The organism is Olsenella sp. kh2p3, from assembly GCA_900119625.1.
Taxonomy (GTDB): domain Bacteria; phylum Actinomycetota; class Coriobacteriia; order Coriobacteriales; family Atopobiaceae; genus Tractidigestivibacter.
In genome coordinates this window covers 66,925-88,652 of sequence record FPKD01000005.1, presented here as the reverse complement: position 1 = coordinate 88,652, position 21,728 = coordinate 66,925, and the positions used below count along the sequence as shown (strand labels likewise).

At 58.9% G+C, this 21,728-nt stretch carries 23 protein-coding genes, 1 tRNA gene and 1 pseudogene; 9 read left to right on the top strand and 16 right to left on the bottom strand.

Annotated features, from left to right (window positions below):
- Positions 1-9 precede the first annotated feature (9 nt).
- Positions 10-1,800 carry an oligoendopeptidase F gene (pepF, locus tag BT122_RS07075; protein ID WP_072355268.1) on the top strand — a complete coding sequence of 597 codons (1,791 nt, stop codon included), beginning with the start codon at positions 10-12 and terminating at the stop codon, positions 1,798-1,800.
- 91 nt (positions 1,801-1,891) lie between these two features.
- On the opposite strand, the gene BT122_RS07070 is transcribed toward pepF, so the two are convergent.
- From BT122_RS07070 to BT122_RS07055, 4 genes are all read right to left on the bottom strand, one after another.
- Positions 1,892-2,269, bottom strand: a complete 378-nt coding sequence (locus BT122_RS07070; protein ID WP_072355267.1) for a type II toxin-antitoxin system VapC family toxin — start codon at positions 2,267-2,269, stop codon at positions 1,892-1,894.
- Positions 2,244-2,537 carry a type II toxin-antitoxin system Phd/YefM family antitoxin gene (locus BT122_RS07065; protein WP_072355266.1) on the bottom strand — a complete coding sequence of 98 codons (294 nt, stop codon included), beginning with the start codon at positions 2,535-2,537 and terminating at the stop codon, positions 2,244-2,246. The genes BT122_RS07070 and BT122_RS07065 overlap by 26 nt, the downstream gene beginning before the upstream one ends.
- A 119-nt stretch (positions 2,538-2,656) precedes the next feature.
- Complete coding sequence (locus BT122_RS07060) at positions 2,657-4,258, bottom strand: FMN-binding protein (protein WP_177242206.1); 1,602 nt, start codon at positions 4,256-4,258, stop codon at positions 2,657-2,659.
- A 162-nt stretch (positions 4,259-4,420) separates the two neighbouring features.
- Entirely contained in the window at positions 4,421-5,365 is a 945-nt protein-coding gene (locus BT122_RS07055; RefSeq protein ID WP_072355264.1) for an FAD:protein FMN transferase, read from the bottom strand.
- Between the two features lie 185 nt (positions 5,366-5,550).
- Between BT122_RS07055 and BT122_RS07050 the strand changes: the two genes are divergently transcribed.
- Positions 5,551-6,477 (top strand): substrate-binding periplasmic protein, encoded by a 927-nt coding sequence (locus tag BT122_RS07050; protein ID WP_072355263.1) that lies wholly within the window; start codon positions 5,551-5,553, stop codon positions 6,475-6,477.
- 18 nt (positions 6,478-6,495) lie between these two features.
- Entirely contained in the window at positions 6,496-7,146 is a 651-nt protein-coding gene (locus BT122_RS07045) for an amino acid ABC transporter permease (protein WP_072355262.1), read from the top strand.
- Between the two features lie 332 nt (positions 7,147-7,478).
- Here BT122_RS07045 and BT122_RS07040 read toward each other — a convergent pair whose 3' ends face one another.
- The gene (locus BT122_RS07040; RefSeq protein ID WP_072355261.1) at positions 7,479-8,372 is read right to left on the bottom strand and encodes an SPFH domain-containing protein; all 894 of its coding nucleotides are present in this window, start codon (positions 8,370-8,372) and stop codon (positions 7,479-7,481) included.
- A gap of 141 nt (positions 8,373-8,513) precedes the next feature.
- On the opposite strand from BT122_RS07040, the gene BT122_RS07035 reads away from it, so the two are divergent.
- From BT122_RS07035 to BT122_RS07025, 4 genes are all read left to right on the top strand, one after another.
- Entirely contained in the window at positions 8,514-9,560 is a 1,047-nt protein-coding gene (locus BT122_RS07035) for a threonine aldolase family protein (protein WP_072355260.1), read from the top strand.
- A 158-nt stretch (positions 9,561-9,718) separates the two neighbouring features.
- On the top strand, positions 9,719-10,018 hold the full coding sequence (locus BT122_RS11160) for a hypothetical protein (protein WP_286130337.1): 300 nt from the start codon (positions 9,719-9,721) through the stop codon (positions 10,016-10,018).
- Positions 10,019-10,102: 84 nt separating this feature from the next.
- Entirely contained in the window at positions 10,103-10,369 is a 267-nt protein-coding gene (locus BT122_RS11090; RefSeq protein ID WP_286130336.1) for a hypothetical protein, read from the top strand.
- A 171-nt stretch (positions 10,370-10,540) separates the two neighbouring features.
- The gene (locus tag BT122_RS07025; protein WP_072355259.1) at positions 10,541-10,738 is read left to right on the top strand and encodes a site-specific integrase; all 198 of its coding nucleotides are present in this window, start codon (positions 10,541-10,543) and stop codon (positions 10,736-10,738) included.
- A gap of 106 nt (positions 10,739-10,844) precedes the next feature.
- Here BT122_RS07025 and ilvD read toward each other — a convergent pair whose 3' ends face one another.
- From ilvD to BT122_RS06985, 8 genes are all read right to left on the bottom strand, one after another.
- Positions 10,845-12,485 carry a dihydroxy-acid dehydratase gene (gene ilvD / locus BT122_RS07020; RefSeq protein WP_072355258.1) on the bottom strand — a complete coding sequence of 547 codons (1,641 nt, stop codon included), beginning with the start codon at positions 12,483-12,485 and terminating at the stop codon, positions 10,845-10,847.
- A gap of 62 nt (positions 12,486-12,547) precedes the next feature.
- Positions 12,548-13,456, bottom strand: a complete 909-nt coding sequence (locus BT122_RS07015; protein WP_286130335.1) for a phosphotriesterase family protein — start codon at positions 13,454-13,456, stop codon at positions 12,548-12,550.
- 3 nt (positions 13,457-13,459) lie between these two features.
- Positions 13,460-14,605 (bottom strand): galactonate dehydratase, encoded by a 1,146-nt coding sequence (gene dgoD, locus BT122_RS07010; RefSeq protein WP_072355257.1) that lies wholly within the window; start codon positions 14,603-14,605, stop codon positions 13,460-13,462.
- An 83-nt stretch (positions 14,606-14,688) separates the two neighbouring features.
- Positions 14,689-15,957: a PTS galactitol transporter subunit IIC gene (locus tag BT122_RS07005; protein WP_072355256.1), complete on the bottom strand. Its 1,269-nt coding sequence runs from the start codon at positions 15,955-15,957 to the stop codon at positions 14,689-14,691.
- Between the two features lie 30 nt (positions 15,958-15,987).
- Positions 15,988-16,287 carry a PTS sugar transporter subunit IIB gene (locus BT122_RS07000; RefSeq protein ID WP_072355255.1) on the bottom strand — a complete coding sequence of 100 codons (300 nt, stop codon included), beginning with the start codon at positions 16,285-16,287 and terminating at the stop codon, positions 15,988-15,990.
- 13 nt (positions 16,288-16,300) lie between these two features.
- Positions 16,301-16,747 (bottom strand): PTS sugar transporter subunit IIA, encoded by a 447-nt coding sequence (locus BT122_RS06995; RefSeq protein WP_072355254.1) that lies wholly within the window; start codon positions 16,745-16,747, stop codon positions 16,301-16,303.
- 26 nt (positions 16,748-16,773) lie between these two features.
- Complete coding sequence (locus BT122_RS06990) at positions 16,774-17,403, bottom strand: bifunctional 4-hydroxy-2-oxoglutarate aldolase/2-dehydro-3-deoxy-phosphogluconate aldolase (RefSeq protein ID WP_072355253.1); 630 nt, start codon at positions 17,401-17,403, stop codon at positions 16,774-16,776.
- Positions 17,404-17,777: 374 nt separating this feature from the next.
- On the bottom strand, positions 17,778-18,788 hold the full coding sequence (locus tag BT122_RS06985; RefSeq protein WP_072355252.1) for a phosphoglycerate dehydrogenase: 1,011 nt from the start codon (positions 18,786-18,788) through the stop codon (positions 17,778-17,780).
- Between the two features lie 399 nt (positions 18,789-19,187).
- Here BT122_RS06985 and BT122_RS11265 point away from each other — a divergent pair.
- Positions 19,188-19,415: pseudogene (locus BT122_RS11265) on the top strand (BrnT family toxin); the annotation flags it as partial.
- Entirely contained in the window at positions 19,402-19,674 is a 273-nt protein-coding gene (brnA, locus tag BT122_RS06975) for a type II toxin-antitoxin system BrnA family antitoxin (protein ID WP_072355251.1), read from the top strand. The pseudogene BT122_RS11265 and the gene brnA, both read left to right, overlap by 14 nt.
- Before the next feature lie 192 nt (positions 19,675-19,866).
- Here brnA and BT122_RS06970 read toward each other — a convergent pair.
- The 3 genes from BT122_RS06970 to BT122_RS06960 all read right to left on the bottom strand — a co-directional run bounded on the left by BT122_RS06970 (position 19,867) and on the right by BT122_RS06960 (position 21,691).
- Positions 19,867-19,943: transfer RNA gene (locus BT122_RS06970), tRNA-Met, on the bottom strand.
- Between the two features lie 102 nt (positions 19,944-20,045).
- Positions 20,046-20,843 carry a Cof-type HAD-IIB family hydrolase gene (locus BT122_RS06965; RefSeq protein ID WP_072355250.1) on the bottom strand — a complete coding sequence of 266 codons (798 nt, stop codon included), beginning with the start codon at positions 20,841-20,843 and terminating at the stop codon, positions 20,046-20,048.
- Positions 20,843-21,691: an HAD family hydrolase gene (locus BT122_RS06960; protein ID WP_072355249.1), complete on the bottom strand. Its 849-nt coding sequence runs from the start codon at positions 21,689-21,691 to the stop codon at positions 20,843-20,845. Before BT122_RS06960 ends, BT122_RS06965 begins: the two co-directional genes overlap by 1 nt.
- Positions 21,692-21,728 lie beyond the last annotated feature (37 nt).

Genomic DNA, 21,728 nt, shown 5'->3' with positions numbered 1-21,728 from the left:
GGAGCACGTATGCAATACCAGTCGCGCGACCAGATTCCCGAGAAGTACCGTTGGGACCTCTCGTCCATGTGCGCGGACGACAAGGACTTCGAGCGTCAGCTCGAGGACGCCAAGGCCCTCCCCGGCAAGCTCGCGGCCTACAAGGGGCGCGTAAGCGCCTCGGCGGCAGACCTTCTCGCCTACCTGCGCCTCTCGGACGAGGCAAACGTCACCCTCAGCCGCCTGGGCAACTACGCCGACCGCTGCGCCGACGTCGACACCCGCGTGGCGCGCTACCAGGTCTACTCCGACCAGGTCATGGGCCTCGAGGTCGAGACGCAGGGGGCATGCTCGTGGTTCTCGGCAGAGCTTCTTGGCATGGCGGACGAGAAGCTCGCTGCCTTCTTTGCCGAGAAGCCAGACCTCGAGCACTACCGCCGCGCGATCGAGCGCGAGCTGCGCATGCGCCCGCACCGCCTCTCGGCGGCAGAGGAGGCGATCCTCGCACGCGCCGGTGACGCGGCGGCCCAGCCCGAGCGCGTGTTCTCGCAGCTCAACAACGCCGACCTCACCTTCGCCGACGCCACGGACTCAAAGGGCGAGAAGCACTCCGTGAGCCACGGCAGCTTCATCGGCCTCGAGCGCAACCACGACCGCGTGCTGCGCAAGTCCGCCTTCGACTCGGTCTACGCGAGCTACGGCGCGCACCGCAACACCTGCGCCGGGCTTCTCGCCGCCCAGGTCAAGCAGCTCAAGTTCTTCGCGGACTCACGCCGCTACCAGGACGCCCTCGAGTACTGCCTTGACGCGAACGAGGTTCCCACCTCCGTCTACGACAACCTCGTGGACGCGGTGCACAAGAACCTCGGCGCGCTCCACAACTACGCGAGCCTGCGCAAGGACGTCCTGGGCGTGGACGAGCTGCACTTCTGGGACATGTACGTGCCCCTCGTCGACTCCGTGGACCTCACCTTCACCTACGAGGAGGCGTGGGACCTCATCCTCAAGGCGCTCGAGCCGCTGGGCGAGGACTACCTGGCCATCGTGCGCAAGGGCCTCGAGCAGCGCTGGATCGATGTGTACGAAACCCCGGGCAAGCGCTCAGGCGCGTACTCCTCGGGCTCCTACGGCACCAACCCCGTGATTCTCACGAGCTTTGACGGGAGCCTCGACGACGTCTTCACGCTAGCGCACGAGATGGGCCACTCCGTGCACACGTACCTCTCATGCCATACGCAATCGCCTACCTACTGCGACTACCCCATCTTCGTGGCCGAGGTGGCATCCACCTGCAACGAGGCGCTGCTCTCGCACTACCTGCTCGAGCACACCACCGACCCGGCCACCCACGCCTACGTGCTCAACAACTTTGTGGAGTCCTTCCGCGCGACCCTCTACCGCCAGTGCATGTTCGCCGAGTTCGAGCGCGACGTGAACGAGATGAACGCCGACGGCCGCGGCGTCACCGCCGACGCCCTCTGCGAGCGCTGGGGCGAGCTCAACGCCCAGTACTTTGGCGACGCCGTGACCGTCGATGACGGCATCCGCCTGGAGTGGGCGCGCATCCCCCACTTCTACTACGGCTACTACGTCTACCAGTACGCCACGAGCTACGCGGCTGCCATCGCCATCTCAAACCGCATCCTCAGCGAGGGAGCGCCCGCCGTTGAGGACTACCTGGGCTGCCTCAAGGGCGGTTCGAGCATGCCCCCCATCGAGCTTCTGCGCGGTGCCGGCGTGGACATGGCAACGAGCAAGCCCGTCGAGGACGCGCTAGCGTACTTCTCGCAGCTTGTCGACCAGCTCCGCGAAGAACTCTAGGGCAAGCGCAGCGCATTCACGGCGAGGACCCTCGCCATTGCGTCACCCCAGACGGCGTCCGGCTTTGGCCGGGCGCCGTTTTGCGCACAAACTACTCGACCTTCTCGAGCAGCCGAAGAAGCTTCTTGTCAAATGTCAGGACGTCTCTTCCCAGCTCCGCGTGCTCGGCAGCAAGCACACAGTCCACAAAGTCAAAGCGGCTGCCCGACCAGAGCCCCAACGCAGCCAGCGCGATGCCCCGCCGCTGGCACGCAACGTCATCGAGGAGAAGGCCGAGACTCTCCGCCACACGCGACCTCGGTACCCCATACACGCCCGAAAGCACGTAGACGCATTCCGCGAGCACCTCCAGCGTGACCTCCGTTCCAGACGCCACCGCTTGGCAAACCTCATCGGCCTGCTCGTCATTGTCCTCGAGAAGGTATCGAAGAACCGCATTCGCATCAAGAAGCACAGGCTTCTCCGGCATGCTTCACCTCCATTGCCCTGACAAAGGCATCGCTCTCCTGCTTGCGCTTCTCCGGACTTGCATATGATTTGAGCACGCCCCTTGCGCGCGTGCTACCCGAAGCAGCGCTGGGATAGGGAACCACGAGCGCCGCCGGTCTCCCATAGCGCTCGATGACGCAGGCCTCCCCCGCAGACTCCACGCTAGCGACAATCCCGCTGAGCCCCGCCTTTGCCTCAGCTAGTCCAAAGTGGCGCGCCCCCTCAGGATTGACCTCTATGTACGCCATAGCCCCTCCTCTTTCGCCGTGCAACGAGTATCTCATCGAACCAACATGTTGGTCATCCTCCCATCGGCAGGCGGTCGAAGAACATAGGCGAACGTTTGTTCGTTACCTAGAATGCTTTCCTACCTGCCATGCCGACCACCAGAGGAGAGACTCGAGTTGGGGTTGGTGAAGTCGACGCCAAGCGCATTGGCAACGGCCTCGAGAATGCTGTTGCTCGAGAACGTGGCCCCGCTCACGGTGTCCACATCAAGGCTCTGGGCCGCAAGGACCTCGCTCACCATGGTCGACTCCGCACGCTCGAAGTACTGCTGGTCATCCTCGTACGAGACAACCTGGATGTCGGAAATCTTCCCGTCCGCAACCGTGACCGAGACCGTCGTGGTCCCGCGAAGCCCCGTACCAGAGCCGATGTACGTTCCATCGGCCACCGCGCTCAGGTCAAATCCCGAAGCGTCGCTCGAGGTCGTGCTGTCACCGGTCTCGTCCGCTGCATCCTGGTCCTGCTCAGAGGTCGTGACAGCTTCGCCATCGGCAGCTGCGTCCCCCTCGACCCCCAACGCGTTGGCAACGGCCTCGAGAATGCCTTGGCTGGAGTAGGTAGCCCCGCTCACCGTTGCAACGTCGACACCCTGCGCAGAGATGATCTCATCGATCACCGTGGCCTTTGCCTTGCCAAAGAACTCGTCGTCATCCTGATAGGAGGTCACCAACACGTCGGTGATATAGCCGTTCTCGACCGTCACCTGCACGTCGACGGCTCCACGGAAGCCCTGGCCCGTACCCGTGTAGGCGCCGTCCGCATAGGCTCCCTGCCCCTGGGTAGCGACGTTCGCCGCCTGCTCGGAACCAGCGGTCCCCACAAGCCCCTCGGCACCAATGCGTCCCACGTAGACCAGCCCAACCGTCGCCAGCGCGGCCGCCGTTCCGGCAACGGCTGGCTCGGCGCTTGTCGCAAGGCTCTTTGGCCGGCACGAATCGACGCACTCCATGCAGTCGATGCACTCCCCCGAGCGCACTCGCTCCCCCTCGTGCACCGTGATGCCCATGCTGCACGCACGCGAGCACGCGCGACAACCGGTGCAGCGCTCCTCGCTTCGCAGTATTTTAAAGAGGCGCCCACGTGAGACGAGCGGGAACACCGCGCCAAGCGGGCAGAGGTAGCGACAGAAGAAGCGCTCTACCAGGGCAGACGCCACGACGATAAGGGCGAGAAGCACGAGTCCCACCCCAAGCGACGCCGCAAAGTTGCCCGTGGCGAGCATGCCAAAGGCCGACCACGGGTCGAGGCTGGAGTCTATGCTCGCCCCCATCACCCAACACAGCACGACAATGGCGCCAAGAACACCGAACTTGAGCCCCTTGAGCAGCCGATCCGCCCGCTCCGGCATGCGCAGGCTGCGGGGGCGAAGGCGCTTGGTCAAGAAGAACACAAGGTCACCCATGGCGCCAAACGAGCAGAGATACCCGCAGAAGAAGCGGCCCCACAGGATCGTGATGGATAGCACGGCGAGGAGTAAGAGAAGGCTCGGCGCCTGGGAGCCAGGTGAGAAGGAGCCATGGACCAGGGCGCTCCCCACGTCTCCCAGTGCGGAGAAGGTCGAGATGAAAAGTCCCGGCATCAGGAGGAATGCGACAACCTGTACAACATGGCGGATGATCTGCGTGCGCGAAGGCCTGCGAAAACGCGACGACCTCCTGGAACTCGATGCTCTGCACTGCATGAGGCTCACTCCAATGCGCTCGGTGTGCGACGGGGCGGGCCATAGATGCTCCAACGCAGGAAGCATTTATGTGTCGTGTGACAGATATACCGCACGCGGGGAGCGCCACGAACCTGAAATGCCCAAACGGACCGATAACCACGGTTCCTGCGAGGGGTTGTACTAGGGTTCCTGAAGCCCCGCTGGAATGAAGGACGCAGAAAGTCCAGGCGTCACCAGCACCTCACCTGAAGCGGTAACCATCACCGCATCGACCTCCTGCTCGGCGAGAAGCCGCGCGGCCTTCTCGGCGCCAAGCACAAACGCACCGGTAGCGAGCGCGTCCAGCGCGCACGGGTCCTTACACACCAACGTCACTGAGCTGAGGCTGCTTGCGGCTGGCTTCCCCGTTCGAGGGTCAACGATGTGGTGGACGAGACGCCCGTCGACCATTCGGCACTGCTCGTAGGCCCCGCTCGTCACGATTGCCTGGTCACGTACGGCAAGGGTGCCCAGGACCGACTCCCCCTGCCCACCCACTTTCCTGGCCCCACGCGGGGCAGTGGGGCTTCTCACCCCCACCTTCCAAGGGCCGCCTATGGCAACCACCGTGCCCCCAAAGTTGACGAGCGCGCGCGTGATGCCCGACGCGCGCAGCTCTGCCGCCGCAAGGCGCGCGGCATACCCCTTGGCAATGCCACCGAGGTCGACGTGCATGCCAGGCCGGGCCAAACGAGCCGTACGGGCACCTTCTGGACCGGCGAGGAGAATGTCGCGGTAGTTCACAAGCGCTCGTGCCCGCTCGATGCACGCGCGGCTCGGCTCCTTGCCATCGCGAATGGCAGCCTTCCAGAGCGAGGCAAGCTCGCCTGCGGTAACGTCGAACGCACCGCCTGTGACATCGCCATAACCACGCGCCGCGCCGAGCAGCTGGTAGGTATCCTCGCTCACGGCCACGACGCCCTCTCCGGCAAGGCGGTTGAGCCGACTCACCTCGCTTGTTTCCTTGAAGACCGAGAGCGAGTCATCGAGTCCACAGACCTTCTCCCGGATGCGTCCCAGGCATGCTGCCGCAAGGTCCTTCTCGCCCTCCCCCACCACAGCCACAACCGAGTTCACGGTGCCCATGGCGGGAAATACCCCCCCTCGACTCTCATTGCGTCTCCTCCGAAGGTCCGCTCGATTTGAGTCCTTATTGCAGTCTGAAACTTGCTGCGCTCGCAAAAGAACGTCCAGTTTGTATCCCACCAATAAACTAGGATTTTACTGGGATACAATGGCTTGCACTGCAAACGAACATGGGAGTATCGCAGATGGGCACAGGACTTCACGGCTCGATGAATCGCAGGGCATTTCTCGGCATGATGGCCGCAGGCGCCACGCTTGCGCCGTTCGCGCTTGCGGGCTGTGGCAACACGCAGGAGAACACCAGCACAAACAGCGCTTCGACCCCTGCGAGCAATGCCTCCCCGACCGACCTTTCCGGCCAGCACCTCACCTTTGTGGGCGATGACGCATTTGCGCCGTACCGCAACATCGAGATGCAGTCCGACGGCACCCAGAAGGTCGTTGGGCTCGACATCGCGATTGCGGACGAGATGGCAAGCCGCCTTGGCTTCACGTACGACTTCGAGCCGCAGGAGTTCGCCGCCACGCTGGCCTCCGTCCAGGCGAGTGACACGTCTTTCACGATGGCAATGTCCTCCAACGCCGAGCGCGAGCAGACCTACGACTTCACCCGCGGCTACTACCAGCCGCTCGTTGGCGTGCTCACCCTGGGCGGCAACGCCATCACGAGCATAGACGACCTTGCTGGCAAGAGCATCGCCTGCACCACGGGCACGGTGCAGAACAAGTTTGTCACCGCCGCGCTGCCAAACGCCGACGTCCACACCTACGACGGAGGTGACCAGTGCCTGCAGGAGGTTCTCGCCGGCCGCATCGACGCCTACGTGTGCGACGGCGCCGAGGGCCAGTCCATGCGCGACGCCAACGAAGGCCTGGTCCTGGGCCTTCTCGGCCGTGACGAAACGAAGGACTACGTGGGCGTCTACCGCATCATGGCCACGAAGGGGGCGTCGTTTGTCTCGGCGTTTGACCAGTGCGTTGGCGAGATGCTCGAGGACGGCACCATCGACCAGTTCATTGGCACCTACGTGGGCACCGACTTCGAGTGGGGCGGGGACTTCTCGGCCTCCGGCTCGGCGACCGAGGGCGTAGGCACCTCAAGCGCCAACTAGCGAGAAAACCTGAGCGGCATGAACTTCTCGGTCATCGAACCATATGCGCCTATGTTCGCAAGCGGCCTCGCCGTCACCCTGGAGGTGACGGGGGCCGCTTTGGTCCTTGCGTTTGCGCTGGGGTTTCTCATCGCCGTGCTCAAGGTTCTGCCGTGCAAGCCGCTGCGGATAGTGCTGGACTTCTACACGTCGATTTTCCGAGGCATCCCGCTCATAGTGCTCCTTTTCATTGCGTACTTCGCAACGCCGCAGCTCACGGGCTACAAAATCTCGATGTTCGCGGCCTCGGTGCTCACCTTGGGACTCAATGGTTCCGCTACCGTCTCGGAGACGGTGCGCGGCGGAATCGAGGGCGTAAATCGCGGGCAGTACGACGCGGCACGCGCCTTGGGACTCCCCTATCACCTCATGATGTGGGAGATCATCATCCCGCAGGCGCTGCGCTCGGTGGCTCCCGCACTGGTCAACGAGGTCATCACGGTACTCAAGAGCTCGTCGCTCGTGGCTACCATCGGCCTCATGGACATGATGCGCGCGGCACAGAGCGTCCAAGCACTCACGTACCGCGCGTTCGAGCCGTTCATCGCCGTCGCCGCGATCTACTACGTGATTGTGATGGCGCTTGTGGCGGTTAGTCGACGCCTAGAACGTCGTTTGAAGCAGAACTAGAGGGCATTCCGACCCCACCGCTGCATCGAACTCCCTCTCGTTACACTAAAAGGCTCATCCCATGCATCGAACTGGCCCTCGTTACATGAGGTTATTGAGGTCCCCCAAGTACCGTGGTTCATTTCTTGTGTTTCAGTAATAGATAGATACAACATCTTGTAGTTCAAAGACCTTCATACTCATGGGGTCCGGAAAAGGTAGTGTAACGAAGGCCAGTTCGGCGCAGCGAGAGCACATTTAGTGTAACGTAGCCCATTTCGATGCAGGGTGCCTGGCAGCAAGTCGCTTGCTGCCGGGCACCCTGATCTCGAATCGCGTCTTTCGACCGCGTCCTACTTCTCCCCAGCCTTCTTCCCCGCGACGATGCTCTTGAATACGCCGCTCTGGTCAAAGTCCTCGGGCAGCAGCACCGTGGTTGCCTTGCCGCTGGCAGCGTAGTTGTTCATCATGTCGGTCCACTGCGTGAACTCAAAGAGACGGTTGGCCTCCTCCTCGGTCACGCCGGACTCGCGAATGGTGTCGATGGAGTCCTTGATGCCGCGCGCGATGGCAACGCGCTGGTCAGCGATGCCCTTGCCCTCCGCAGCCATTGCCTCGGCCTTGGCCTGCGCCGCGATGACCGTCTTCGCCTTGGCGGCGTTTGCGTCGTTGGTCGCGCTCTCCAGGTTGTTCTTCGAGGCGATGATGTGGTTCATCGACTCCTGGACCTCCTTGGGAAGCTTGATGCGCGTGATGAGGGTGGTCACCAGCACGTAGCCGTAGTCGAGCATCTTAGCGGCAACGACCTCGTCGATTGCGTGGGCGATGGCGTCCTTCTCGGAGAAGACCTCGTCGAGCGTGCGCGCGGGAATCTGCGAGCGCAGTGCGTCTGCCAGGTAGTCCTGCATCTGTCCGACGGGATCCTGCAGCGTGTAGAAGCTACGGTAGACGCCGGAGTCCGCGCCCTTCTCGATGTCGGCGTAGTCCACGTGATACTGGATCGAGACGTCCAGCTCGATGGTCACGTTGTCGGAGGTCTTTGCGTCGAAGGTCATGTGCTCGTCTTCGGTCATGAGGCTCACGTCGTGGGTGATGTCGATGAAGGGGAACTTCACGTGAAAGCCGGGACCGGCAAAGCCGTGGAACTTCCCCAGCCGCTCGATAACGGCGACGTGCTGCTGGCGCACGACGTAGCCCGTCGAGAGCACGAGAACCGCAATGATGACGATAAGTACGATCATGGCCATGAGGAGCTCCTTTGCTTGTCGCCTGTATTAGGTAACCTCAAGAGAGCATATCAGGATTAGCACTCGAACAGTGTTGGGCATTGTGTTGGAGTATGACGTGCCGTCGGTGAGCCCCGGACGGCATTGCGGGGGGGATTGTCAATGACCGCTGAGAAGAGACTGCCGTTTGCGTCCGACTACCAGCAGGGCGCGCACCCGCGCATCCTCGAGCGTCTGGCCGCCGCAAACATGGAGGCCAACGCCGGATATGGGACGGACGTCCACAGCGAGCACGCACGCGAGTTCATCCGCGACGCATGCGGCGCGCCGCAGGCGGAGGTCCACTTCCTTGTCGGGGGCACGCAGGCGAATGCCGTCACGATTGACGCGCTCCTCGCGCCCTGGCAGGGGGTCGTCGCGGCGGACTCTGGCCACGTGAGCGTCCACGAGGCCGGGGCGATCGAGGCCTGCGGGCACAAGGTCATCCAGCTGCCCGAGAGGGATGGCAAGCTTGGCGCCGCCGACGTAGATGCCCTGGCAACGTCGTGGGAGCAGGACGAGAACCGCGACCACATGGTCATGCCGGGGCCGGTGTACATCTCCCAGCCAACCGAGTACGGCACGCTCTACTCGCTTGAGGAGCTTACTGCCTTGCGCACGGCTTGCGATGCACACGGCATGCGCCTCTACGTTGACGGGGCGCGTCTTGCGTATGCGCTGTCAGCACTGGGAAACGATGTGACCCTCCCCGACCTGGCACACCTTACCGACGCCTTCTACATTGGCGGTACCAAGTGCGGGGCGCTTCTCGGCGAGGCGGTGGTCTTCCCCAAGCCAGGGACCTGCCCGCACTTCTTCACGCTCGTGAAGCAGCACGGAGCGCTGCTGGCAAAGGGCATGGTTGCGGGCATTCAGTTTGAGACGCTGTTCGACGAGGGCCTCTACCTGCGGATTGGCACGAAAGCGGTAGAGCAGGCCGGACGAATAGCGCACGCGCTCGATGACGCCGGCTGCGAGCTGTTGCACCCGCAGCAGACCAACCAGGTGTTTGTCGCGTTGGACGAGAAGCGCTACGCAACGTTGTCCGCACGCGTCGAGATGAGCTTCTGGGAGCGCTTGGCAGACGGTAGGACTGCGGTGAGGCTTGCAACGAGCTGGGCGAGCTCTGATGAGGACGTTGACGCGCTTGTAGCGCTACTGCGGGATTAATATGCCGGGCGACTCGATTGCATAACGGGATTCCGTTTCCGGGGAAGCGCTTCTGCTTCAGGTTGACCAGGGAAGAGGCCACGAATCTAAGGTCACAAGTTGTGACCTTAGATTCCGAGCTGGGCAGGCAAAGCTCCTGATGGCGTTCTTTGCCCCGCGTGTTCACCGAGCAGGGCGTCTCCATGCTCTCCGCTGTGCTGCGCAGCCCCACCGCCATCGAGGTCAGCATCAAGATCATGGACGCCTTCGTCGAGATGCGCCACTTCATCGCCGACAACGCCCACATGTTCGAGCAGATACGCAACATCGAGTTGAAGCAGGCGGAGTACCAGAAGGCCACGGACGACCGCTTCGAGAAGGTCTTCGACTACATGGGGGCGCACAAGGAGCCAAGACAGAAGGTGTTCTTCGAGGGTCAGGTCTGGGACTCCTTCGAGCTCCTGGTATCAACCATATAGAAGGCGCAGAAGGGCATCGTCCTCGTCGACGGTTACGTAGACACCACCACGCTCAACATTCTCGCGAAGAAAGCCGAAGGAGCAGTGGTAACCGTCTGGACCAACCCCAAGACCAAGCTCACGGCTAGGGATGTAGAGACCTTCAACGCTCAGTACCCCTCACTCGAGGTCCGGCACACGACGGCGTTTCACGACCGCTTTCTGATTCTTGATGGCTCTAAGGGCTACCTCGTAGGCGCGTCTCTCAAAGACGCCGGCAAGCGCAGCTTTGCCGTGACCCGCATCGAGGATGCCGCAATCGTCCAGACTGTTCTATCCAAGCTCGATGGAATTGAGTTGCCCGGCAACTGAGTTGCATGCGGTATTTGCTAATTGGGGATTAGGATAAACCAATCTTTCGGAGTTACCAGCTATGTAAGGGGGGCTGCATTCACATCACCAGTAACGAAGACTGGGCTAAACGAGCACGGCTTCCCCGTCGACGATGGGAGGCCCTACTCCCGCAGCAACAGGCGAAGCCAGGTGCGCAGGCACTACGTAGGGCTCCGCTTCCACGAGCTGCAGAACACGAACATCTCGCTCATAATCGCGAACTGCGTGGACTTCCGCACCGCCAGCGAGCGCGTCTGCCGCAGCAAGGTCTCCACCACGATGGACATCTATAGCCACACCCTCCCCAAGAACGACAGTGAGGTCCCAGACCTGATCGGGAAATCATGAGCCAAAATACAAGGGCACCAAACGGCATCAAGAGCCGAACGGTGCCCTTGTAGCGTCACTCTTGCGAACTGCCGAATGCGAGCCTGGCTGGATAATTCATTGTTATCTAGCCCAACACGGCACCGGTCTTTGCAGAAGCTACCTGCTTTGAATAGCGCTCAAGCAGGTGTCCTCCGTTCTCGTGAATGACCGGCTCCCATGAAGCGCGGCGCTTCTCGAGCTCCTCATCGGAAACATGCAGCTCGATGAGGTTCCTGGTGAGGTCGACATGAATCTCGTCGCCGTCCCTCACAAGGGCGATTGTCCCTCCCTCAAACGCCTCCGGGCAGAGATATCCTACGGAGAGTCCGCCCGATGCGCCCGAGAAGCGACCATCCGTAATGACTGCCGAGTTGGGAATGCCCTTCATAATCTCGGTGACGCGGTGCAGCTCCTTCATGCCCGGCCCTCCCTTGGGGCCCTCGTAGCGCACTACGACGCCGGTACCAGGCTTGATTGCATGCGCGTTGTAAGCGGCGAACGCTTCCTCCTCGGATTCGAAGACCTGGGCCTTTCCCGTCCAAACATGCTGCTCGGCTGGAACGGCACTCGTCTTGACAAGAGCCCCCTCGGGAGCGAGATTTCCGTAGAGCACTTGTATTCCGTTGCAGACCGAGCCAGGGTCATCTTGAGTTCGGATGACGGAGCGGTCGACAGGTACGTCCTTGTCTAGGTTCTCGCCGAGAGTCTGCCCCGTCACAGTCATGACCGTGGTGTCAAGATCGCCCTCAATAGTCTTGAGCACAGCAGGAACACCGCCTGCCTTATAGAGATTGATGCAGCTGATATCACCATTGGGCACCACATTGCAAACAACAGGAGTGTGGCTGGTGATATCGGCAACTATATCCCAAGTGACCTCAAGGCCGAGTTCGTGCGCAAGGGCAGGAAGATGCACCAAGGCATTGAGTGAACCGCCGATAGAGGCAAGGAGCGTTACCGCGTTGTCAAGTGCCGCTTGGGTCATGATATCAGAGGGCCGGATTCCCCTGCGGACAAGGTCAACGACGCGTGCGCCGGTCTGTCGAGCGCTGAACCTTCGCTGGCTAGTAGAGCTTGGCCAGAGGGCACCATATGGAAGCATCATGCCGAGAGCCTCCGAGATGCATCCCATGGTGTTTGCGGTACCCAAAAACGGGCAGATGCCTGGGCCCGTGTAGTATCTGAGCGTTCCCTCGATTACATCGCGTTCCGTCGCTTCCCCGCGCAAGAACGCCGCACGAAGCGCCTTGGATTCAGAGGGCTTTATCTCGTCATAGCAGGGGCCAGCGGTGACAATCGCCGAGGGAAGATTGATTCGTGCGGCGGCATTGAGCATGCCAGGGATAATCTTGTCGCACGAGCCCATGTAGACCACGCCGTCAAAGACCCCCTCGCCGACGATCATGGCCTCGCAGGAATCGGTGATGAGATCACGATGCGGCAGGCAGTACCTCATGCCGGGATGGCCCTGGGCAACGCCATCGCACATGCCGATGGTATTGAACTCTATAGGCTCTCCACCGGCCTCAAGCACGCCCTTCTTAACTTCCGCGGCAAGCTGTCGGAGAGGCTCGTGGCCGGGACACACCTCGTTCCAGCTGTTTGCAATAGCAATAAGCGGCTTATTAGGGTCCTCGAGTGAATCAATGGAAATGCCCGCTGATGCAAGGTGTGCCTTTGAAATGGCACGCTGGAATGGCTCGAGCTGATCAATCTTGCGTTGCATAGTGTATTGCCTTTCCTGTTGTGTGGTAAGGATAGAGGTCTAAATTCCCCTATCCAATTTCGTTAGGACCAATCGAGGACATTCCGGGGGTTGTCTATCAACATCTTCCAATAGTCCTCTTCGCCAATCTCATCCAGGAGATACTCTTTCAAGTCTGTGAGGATGTAATCGAGGCCAGGTGCACCACCATACGACTTGAAATAGTTCTTCTTGCCCATGTCTCCCGCCAGACAGATTTGGTCTCCGAATCCTGAAGTGATGAGGTCCTTTAATATCCGCACGCGATTAGCATCGCGTGCGGCAAGGTCCCTTCCGACGTGATCGAAAGAGAGGAACGCCCCCCTGCTCATGAGGGATTTCATATAGGCAGAATCCAAGGTGAGATCTGTGTGCGAGAGACATACATGAGACAAATCCATACCCTGAGCTTCGAGCAAATCGAGCTGCTCAAGGCCCATCGTACCCTTGTCACAGTGCGTAATGATTGGTAGGTGGTGCCTCAGGGCAACCGGAGTAGCAATTCTAATTGCACGCTTCTCCCGCTCCGTTACTTTACCCAGGGAAGTACCGATCTTCACTGCAGAGGGCTTGACCTTTGAGAAGCCTATTCCATCTTCAATCTCACGCGTAAGCTCACACGAGATTTCTTCATCAGATAAGTTATCAAACCAACGAGGAAGCCACAAATCCTTGTGAAACCCCGTGATGCACAGTACATTGATACCAGCGTGTTGGGAAATAAAGCGGAGAGCTTCAGGGTTGCGACCATACGCCAGAGGCGTCATGTCCACAATCGTGCGGCCACCCGCAGCCTTGAAAAGTTTGGCTTCCTCGATACTTTTCGATGGCACGTCAAGAGTGTAATCATAGTAGCGTGCAAGCTCGTCTGGTGAGACGTACAGATGCTCATGAATGTAGGTTGTTCCTAGGTCCTGAGGGGAAACTTCTCCGAGAACAGTGTTAATCATCATTCCCTACCACTCCGCAATGGTGCCATCGTAATTTTTCCAGCTAGGGTTTCTCCACACGAGCCCTTCGGCAGATACCCCCTTAACCTTCTCCTCATCAATTTCAAGTCCTAGTCCAGGCTTGCTTGGAACGTCAACATATCCGTCTGAGTACTGAAAGATCTCTTTGTTCTTAACAAAGTCAAGGAGGTCAAACCCCTGGTTGTAGTGAATTCCAAGGCTCTGCTCCTGGATAAACACATTGGGTGAACATGCGTCAACCTGAAGAGTTGCGGCGAGGGCGATTGGTCCATAGGGAGCGTGTGGCGCGGCCGCCATATCAAATGCCTCGGCCATTGCGATTATCTTACGCATCTCAAGAATGCCTCCACAGAGGGAGACGTCCGGCTGAATGATGTCGACCGCCCCCTGGGCAAATAGGCGCTTGAACTCCCAACGTGAGTACAGGCGCTCCCCCGTTGCAATTGGGATGGGCGCCTCGCGAGCTATGTCGTCAAATGATTCCCAGTTCTCAGGCAGTACAGGCTCCTCAATAAACATGGGATGGTAAGGAACGAGGGCATGCGCAAGCACCTTTGCCATAGGTCTGTGAACGCGCCCGTGAAAATCGATACCTATTTCAATTTCGTTCCCACATGCGCTTCGGATAGACTCCACCCTGTCAACAACTTGCTGGACTTTGTCATAGGTGTCAACGTAATGAAGCTCCTCGGTAGCGTTCATCTTCACAGCACGGAAACCTTTTTCAAGTCTATCCTTAGCTCCTTTTGCGACATCTGCGGGGCGATCACCGCCAATCCACGAATAAACTCGCACGCGGTCACGCGCCTTACCTCCCAGCAGTTGCCACACTGGAACACCAAACGCCTTGCCCTTGATGTCCCAGAGGGCCATCTCGAGTCCAGAGATTATCGTCCCGTTGATGGGACCGCCACGAAAGAAGGACCTGTGCAGCTCTTGCCAGAGTCTTTCGATCTCGAATGGGTCGCGACCGACGATTCTTTCCGAAAGCTCTTTGGCACCTTCGACAACTGTTTGTGTCTTGGTGCCAGACACCATCTCGCCCCATCCACTGACGCCTTCGTCGGTGTCAACTTTGCAAAATATCCACCTCGGCTTGACCTCGTAAATCTGTACTTCGGTAACCTTCATTGCCGTCCTAACTTATCGGTGGGAAGAGAGAGGGGCAGAGCATTATGCCCCACCCCTCGTATAGACACTGTTCATGCAATGAACTAGGCCAAGAAGCCCGCAAGCCACTGGAGGCAGAAGCCAATAAGGTGCTCTCCTGCATCCTCAGTGGAGATGAACTGCATGCCATCCGGCAGTACGAAGCCACCGGCAATTGCGAGCTGGGTGTGAACGGGCGCGAGGGCGGTAGCAATCCACAGCACGATGCAAGTAATTATGGTCGTGGAGAGGATACCGCGGAAGATATTGCCCTTTCCAAACGCAACCGGCCATGCGGCGAGCCACATCGCCTGATAGGCAATATCGGCGATGGGGAGGAGCTTGTTGCCAGGCAGGACTGCCGCGAGGAGGAGCGTGATAGGAACCATGATGATTCCGACCGTGATAGCGGACTCATTAGCAACGGTCAGGGCAGCATCGATGCCCATGACGAAGTCGGTACCAGGGAAACGCTTCTGAAGGATTTCTTTGACAGCGTTTGCGAACGGGAGGAGACCCTCCATAAGAATCTGCATCATCTTGGGAGTCAGAACCATCGTTGCGGAAGTGCTCATGGCAACGATAAGGACCTTGTCAATCGAGTCGCCCGCCAGAAGACCGATAGCAGCACCGATGATGAATCCCATGAACATCGGCTCACCTACGAAACCAAACTTCTCCTGGACACCCTTCGGATTGATGTCAATCTTGTTGATGCCCGGAATAGCATCCCAAAGCTTGTTCAAAACATACGCAACGGGGGCCCAGATTGCGGAGTTGGAAGTCGGAAAGTTTACGCCCTCGAGCTCGAAATAGTCCTCGACAACGGGAGTAGTCCAGTCAGCGATCTTGATCGTAATAATGAAGTCGATGGCAGACGCGATGACAGAGATCCAAGGGTTGCCGTTTGTTGCATACCAAACAAGGGCACCCGTAAAGATAAAGTGGTTATACGACCAGAAGTCGACCATGACAGTCTTCGTGGTCTTGGTAATCAGCATCAGAGCATTCACGCCGAGAACAACAAAGACAACGATTGCAGCAAGGGGGAATGCCCAAGTCGCGGCAGCTCTAGCTGGCCAACCCACATCCATGATGGAGGTCTGAATTCCCCAGTTCGCGACCATATTGGTTACCGAACCTGCGACCTGAGCGACAAACCAGTTGATTACCATGTTGACGCCAGCAAAGCCAATACCCACGAGCAGGGCAGACTTCAGTAAAACATTGATTTTTACGCGAAAGATAAGTCCGAGGACCAGAATGATGATTGGCATCATTACCATAGGGCCCATCGAAGCGATAGTCTGGAGACCGGTTACCACGAAGTCCATTGCCTCTACCTCCTAGATTGCAATTAACACTTACGCCTTAAGCTGAGCCTCAATCTCGGCCTTCGCCTTATCCTCGCCGACACCAGTAACAAAGGCTGTCCCCTTGATAACTGGCACGTCCCCCGTCTCAACACCCTTGAGCTTGCCGGTAGGAACAATAAAGTCGACCTGATTAGAAGCGAGGTTCCCCTGAACCTCGGAGAATTTGCACTGAATAATACGAGGCTCAGGCGCACCGCAGCCAGCAGCAATTTCCTTCACCTTGGCAACCGCCATGGTCGACGTAATCATCGATGAGGCGCAGCATACGATAACCGTCTTCTTCTCCATGCTCTAACCCTTCCTAATTGAATAGCCCTATTACCTGTTGCGCAGAATCGGCATCGGCGATTTGTGCAACGAGTTCCTGGTTTTGCAAGACGCCCATAATTTGCTGAAGCGCTTCAAGCTGGTGCTCGGGTTTATCGAACACAGAAAGAACGACCACGCTAACCGGAATCGACTCATCAGAGTCCTCCATGTTGCGCCATGTGACCGGCTTATCGAGCGTCGCAACCAGCAGCTGAGTGGTATTCGCGTATTGATAGTCGGTATGGGGAATTGCAACGTTTATCTCACCGAGTGCAAGGCCGGTCGGATAATCCTCCTCGCGAGCCAAAAGGTGCTCCTCATATGATTGCTTAACTTTTCCCTCTCCGAGTAGGTGGGAGGAAACAAGATGAAGCACTTCCTCGCAGCTATCGGCATTGATGTGAAGGAGAATGTCTTCTGGAAAAAGATCGAGAGACATACCGGAGTCAATCCTCTCTGCGCCCGCTACCAATGGACTTTCTGCTCGAACGCCTCAATATCAGCCTTAAGAGCACCCTCATCCATCTCGATGATGTGCCTAGGATCGAAGATGCCGGACCCGATGCCAGCGTATGAAGCACCCTCGTCGAAGAACTCCTGGCAGTTATCGCCATTCACGCCGCCCACAACCATGATTGGCATGGGGTTGAGAGGAGCCTGGATGTCCTTGATGTACTTGGGGCCCAGCGTGCCTGCGGGGAAGACCTTCACGATATCCGCGCCCATCTCGAACATGCTCCAGACCTCAGAGGGCGAGAACGCAGAGGGAACGGTGAGAAGGCCATTCGCCTTGCAGATGCTAAAGATCTCCTCGGTAAAGCAGATTGGGGAGAGAGCAAAACGAGCGCCTGCCTCGACCGCAGCGTTGGCTCGCGTCGCAGAGATGACAGTCCCGGCACCCACGAGAACCTCATCGCCAAACTCTTTGACGACTTTCTCGATGATCTGAGCCGCCCCGGGGGTGTTCATCGCAACCTCGATGGCTCCGAGCTTGGTCCCGACCATGCTCTTCACGACGCATCGGACTTGCTCGTAGTTGTATCCACGGAGAATAACCGTCACTTTAGGAAACTTGGTAAGGCTTGCGTCTATCACGCTTTTCCTCCCTACTCCACATTGCAAATGGGGAATGTGAATGAATTAATCTTCACTTCTGCAATTATTTGAACACAGTTCCACCACATATACAAGCAGCGTTTTAGATTGAGCATTATTTGTATTTAATAATGTGTATTGTTATGCTGTTACCTGCACTTATATGATTCTATGCGTATATTTTTCTTTATGAACAGTTATATGTTCATAGTTTCTACATATTTATAAGACCCCAAATGCAATCGTGTGACATCACTATTTGTATGAATATCAGCTACTCTTGCATATTATATGGGCTCAAACCAGCACGCTCAAAACATCATAGGGAGACGCTGCCAAGCCAAAAATGTGTTGATCACTCGCAGCCAGAAAAACTACTCGCCGTCTGCCGACTGTCCCATCACCATCATGGACTCATACAGGTGCTGAGGAGTGATGGGATCCGGCGGCTCGACTCCGGACTTAACTGCAAGGATATTGTCCACGACGATATTGCCCATGCGGCGGCTACTCTCAAAGGTATTTCCCGCAACGTGCGGTGTGACGAGCACGTTATCGTAGTCGTAATAGGGCTGGTGCTCCGGCGGTTCCTTGGAGAAGACGTCAATGGCAAAGCCTGCAAGTCTCCCAGACTGCAGAGCGTTATCGAGAGCTCCATGTCGCACGATACCAGCTCGTGCCGTGTTGATGAGAATGGACCCCGGTTTGACGAGCCTCAGCTCCCGAGCCCCAATGAGGTTTTTCGTCGACTCGTCCAACGGAAGGTGAATTGTGATGATGTCGGACCTTCTCAGCAGGTCGTTCAGCGTGGTGTAGACAACGCCATAGACTGTGGCCTCATTGCGCTGGACGATGTCATAGCCAAGGATGTCCATGCCGAAGCCCATCGCTCTGCGAGCCACGGCGCACCCAATCTGACCGACGCCGATGATACCGATGGTCTTACCGTAGAGACTCGTGCCCGTCAGCTTTGTCCATCCACCCGATCGCGTATCTATGACCATCTGCGAGATGTGCCGCTCGAGGTCAAGGATGAGCCCAAACGTAAAATCCGCAGTCTCCTCACGGTTTGACGCAGGAGCATACGTAACTTCGATGCCAAGGGCACGAGCTTCTGCCACATCCACCCCGTCGAAGCCTACGCCGTAGCGGGCAATAATTTTCAACTTCTTGAGGCGACGGATGACGCTTGCGGGCAGGTCGTCATTACCAAGAATGATTGCGTTTGCATCCCCCGCGAAGTCCAGCATCTCCGCTTTTGTCAGCGGACGACCGTAGGGATTGAGTCGGACTTCGCAATCAGCGGCCTTGAGGCGCTCGATTGGTTCATCCGAGCCGCGTCCAAAGGTCACAGCAGTAGAGCAAACAACCCAGTTGGAACCCATGTCATTCTCCGCAGGATATTGGTGTGGCGGCGTGAGACCAAGTCACTACCTGGTTACCACTCACATCATAATGTAGAAATCCAAGAGGGAGACATTCTCGCCGTCCTGGCAGTAAGCCTTCACAGAATATTTTGCAGCTGCCGGGAAATGGCTACCTAAATGGGCGGGATTGAGTTGCCGGGCAACTCGATTGCATGCCGCGACGGGACGGGATTGCACCTGGGACAGCTTGAGGACATGTTCGTTGAGACAGGGCGCGCCAGGCGCCGAAGGTTACAGCGCAAAGTGTTTCCACGCAACCGTACAGCGCCTGAAATAAGCTTGGTGAGCGTATGGGAGGGTACATTCTTTTGAAAGAGGACTACAAGTTCGAGTGGGACGAGGCGAAGGACGCAGCGACGTAGCAAGCACGGGGTCTCGTTCGAGGAGGCGGAAGCCATCTGGGACGACCCCACGTTCCTTGAGGTCCACGTCACGACGCTGCCCGAGGAACGATGGGTGGTCATTGGCCACGTGGGCAATAACGCCTATCTCACCGCGGTCATCACCTACCGCAACGAAAAAGTGCGCATCATATCGGCAAGGAAGTCGAGTAAGAAGGAGGTCGACGTATATGGCAACGATTAACACCGAGGAGTTCGACGGGCTCTTCGACAAGGGCGGCGACGTTACTCCTTACATGGACATGTCGACGGCGAGGCACCCCAACAAGGAACGCGCGGCGAGGCGTATCAGCATGGATGTGCCCGAGGAGCTGGTGAGGGGGCTGGACCGCGCGGCCGAGCGCATGGGTGTGAACCGCCAGGCAGTCATCAAGGTCTGGCTCACCGAACGTCTCGACCAGGAGGCCGAGCGCCAGGTTGCGTGCGAGCGCGCGACGGTGTAACGCAGACGTCTAAGGTCGCAATCTATGGCAAGCGGGAACGAGGTGCGGAGGGCCGCGGCGATAACGATTGCCGTGGCCCATCTCATGCGCCGCTAAAGCACAACCGCGGGATTGAGTTGCCGGGCAGAAAAGTTGCATGGCCCACAGATAACGAAAAAGGCCAGAGGACACATCCTCTGGCCTGCGATTCTATGGTCGCGGGGGCAGGATTTGAACCTGCGACCTTCGGGTTATGAGCCCGACGAGCTACCAAACTGCTCCACCCCGCAATGGGTTGCGCCTCAGCGCAAGAAATAACTATATGCTCAGGACCTCTTGCGGTCAACACTGGGCAGCATCTCCACAGAGTGGACAAAATCTTCGCAGCCGCCCTACCCCAGCTCCTCGAGGATCCTGCGCATCTCCGTCTGCACGGCATGCTCGGCGTTGGTGCCCACGACCTTCTCGGCAATCTGCTTCACGGCATAGCGCGCGTTGCCCATCACATAGGGATGCCCCACGTACCGCAGCATCGCGTAATCGTTCATCGAGTCGCCAAACGCCACCACATCGGACCTATCGATGCCATAGTAGCCTAGCAGCGCCTCCAGCCCCGTGGCCTTGCTGATCCCCCGCGGCGTGACGTCGATCCAGGTGTTGCCCGACGGCATGAACGAGAAGACGTCACCCAGCTCGCGCTCGAGCACGTAGACCATGTCCATGATCTCGTGCGTGCGGTCGTAGCAGATGGCCGCCTTGATAATGCTCACGTCCGGCGACGGCGGGTCAAAGACGCGCTCGGCGTTGGGCAGGTCCTTGTCGAGCTCGCGCACGTAGTTGCTCTGGTCGTTGAGCAGGTAGGTGCGCGAGCGATCGTAGAGCACCAGGTGGAAGCAGTCGAACTCCTGGCACGTGCGGAAGAGCCGCAGCACCGCGCGCGTCGAGAAGACCTCGCGGTCAAGCAGTACGCCGTCGGCGTAGACCTGCGTGCCGAGGGACGCCACGTAGTCGATCCTGTCAGCCACGGGCTCGAAGAGCCAGCGCAGCGTCTTGTACCTGCGCCCGGAGCTCGCGCAGAAGATGACCCCGCGCTCGCGCAGCGCCTCGATGAGCTCGAAGGTCTCCTCGGGGACCTGAGCGTTCTCGTCGAGCAGGGTGCCGTCCATGTCGGCAGCGATGAGACGTACCATTAGCCCTCCCTCAGAAACGCCGGAACCTCGTTGGCGCGAGTGGCGCGGGCAATCTCGAACAGCGCGTCCGCCACGCCCTCGTCCTCCGACGCCCCGCAGTGGAAGTTGCAGACCCCTTTGACCTCGTCCGTCGCGTTTGCCACGGCAACGGAGTAGTGAACCTCGCTCAGGATGGCAACGTCGTTTCCGGAATCCCCAAAGACCACGACCTCGTCGCGCGTTGCCCCCACGGCGTCAAGGATGGTGTCGAGCGCCGACGCCTTGTTGATGCCCAGCGGCAGCACGTCGAACCAGTTGGGAACCGACATGATGGTCTCCACCTCGGGGCACGCCTCGGCAATGAGCCGCTGGCAGTAGGCATGGCGCTTCTCGTCACCATTGCACGCGATGGCGGCGGCAATGAAGTCGATGTTGGGGACGTCCTCCACGCGGCCGCCGTTGAAGTGAACGAGCCTCTCGTACTCGTTCATCTCCTCCTCCGAGGCACCCACCACGTAGCCGGGGTTGAAGAGGTTGGTGTCCAGGGGGAAGCACACGAGGAACATCCCACGCTCGGGCTTGAGCGCGTCCGCGATGCGCTGGAGCCAGTCGTGCGGAATCGAGTAGGTCCACACGTCGCGGCCATCCACGCGCACGCGTTTGCCGTTGGACATGATCCCCGTCATGAAGCACGCCTCGTCCATGTGGAAGAAGCGCATGAGCTCCACGTAGTCGCGCCCCGTGTCCGGGCCAAAGTGGACCCCGGCATTGATCACGTCGTGGATGGCCTCGAGCGTGCGCGGCGAGACGTGGCGCGCCCCAAACGGGATGAGCGTGTTGTCCATGTCGGAGAGAACGAGCTTGATCAAGGCGATGACCCCCGGATAAATGCGATTGGGCAGCTTA

What these genes read in the sequence shown, in the direction of transcription:
- ilvD (WP_072355258.1), bottom strand. Translation starts at nt 12,485, where the DNA reads ATGCAACGCAAGATTGATCAGCTCGAGCCATTCCAGCGTGCCATTTCA.
- brnA (WP_072355251.1), top strand. Translation starts at nt 19,402, where the DNA reads ATGGCAACGATTAACACCGAGGAGTTCGACGGGCTCTTCGACAAGGGC.
- pepF (WP_072355268.1), top strand. Translation starts at nt 10, where the DNA reads ATGCAATACCAGTCGCGCGACCAGATTCCCGAGAAGTACCGTTGGGAC.
- BT122_RS06995 (WP_072355254.1), bottom strand. Translation starts at nt 16,747, where the DNA reads ATGTCTCTCGATCTTTTTCCAGAAGACATTCTCCTTCACATCAATGCC.
- BT122_RS07040 (WP_072355261.1), bottom strand. Translation starts at nt 8,372, where the DNA reads ATGGCCATGATCGTACTTATCGTCATCATTGCGGTTCTCGTGCTCTCG.
- BT122_RS07070 (WP_072355267.1), bottom strand. Translation starts at nt 2,269, where the DNA reads ATGCCGGAGAAGCCTGTGCTTCTTGATGCGAATGCGGTTCTTCGATAC.
- BT122_RS07015 (WP_286130335.1), bottom strand. Translation starts at nt 13,456, where the DNA reads ATGATGATTAACACTGTTCTCGGAGAAGTTTCCCCTCAGGACCTAGGA.
- dgoD (WP_072355257.1), bottom strand. Translation starts at nt 14,605, where the DNA reads ATGAAGGTTACCGAAGTACAGATTTACGAGGTCAAGCCGAGGTGGATA.
- BT122_RS07005 (WP_072355256.1), bottom strand. Translation starts at nt 15,957, where the DNA reads ATGGACTTCGTGGTAACCGGTCTCCAGACTATCGCTTCGATGGGCCCT.
- BT122_RS07050 (WP_072355263.1), top strand. Translation starts at nt 5,551, where the DNA reads ATGGGCACAGGACTTCACGGCTCGATGAATCGCAGGGCATTTCTCGGC.
- BT122_RS07000 (WP_072355255.1), bottom strand. Translation starts at nt 16,287, where the DNA reads ATGGAGAAGAAGACGGTTATCGTATGCTGCGCCTCATCGATGATTACG.
- BT122_RS07055 (WP_072355264.1), bottom strand. Translation starts at nt 5,365, where the DNA reads ATGGGCACCGTGAACTCGGTTGTGGCTGTGGTGGGGGAGGGCGAGAAG.
- BT122_RS06965 (WP_072355250.1), bottom strand. Translation starts at nt 20,843, where the DNA reads ATGGTACGTCTCATCGCTGCCGACATGGACGGCACCCTGCTCGACGAG.
- BT122_RS07060 (WP_177242206.1), bottom strand. Translation starts at nt 4,258, where the DNA reads ATGCAGTGCAGAGCATCGAGTTCCAGGAGGTCGTCGCGTTTTCGCAGG.
- BT122_RS07035 (WP_072355260.1), top strand. Translation starts at nt 8,514, where the DNA reads ATGACCGCTGAGAAGAGACTGCCGTTTGCGTCCGACTACCAGCAGGGC.
- BT122_RS06985 (WP_072355252.1), bottom strand. Translation starts at nt 18,788, where the DNA reads ATGGGTTCCAACTGGGTTGTTTGCTCTACTGCTGTGACCTTTGGACGC.
- BT122_RS07065 (WP_072355266.1), bottom strand. Translation starts at nt 2,537, where the DNA reads ATGGCGTACATAGAGGTCAATCCTGAGGGGGCGCGCCACTTTGGACTA.
- BT122_RS07045 (WP_072355262.1), top strand. Translation starts at nt 6,496, where the DNA reads ATGAACTTCTCGGTCATCGAACCATATGCGCCTATGTTCGCAAGCGGC.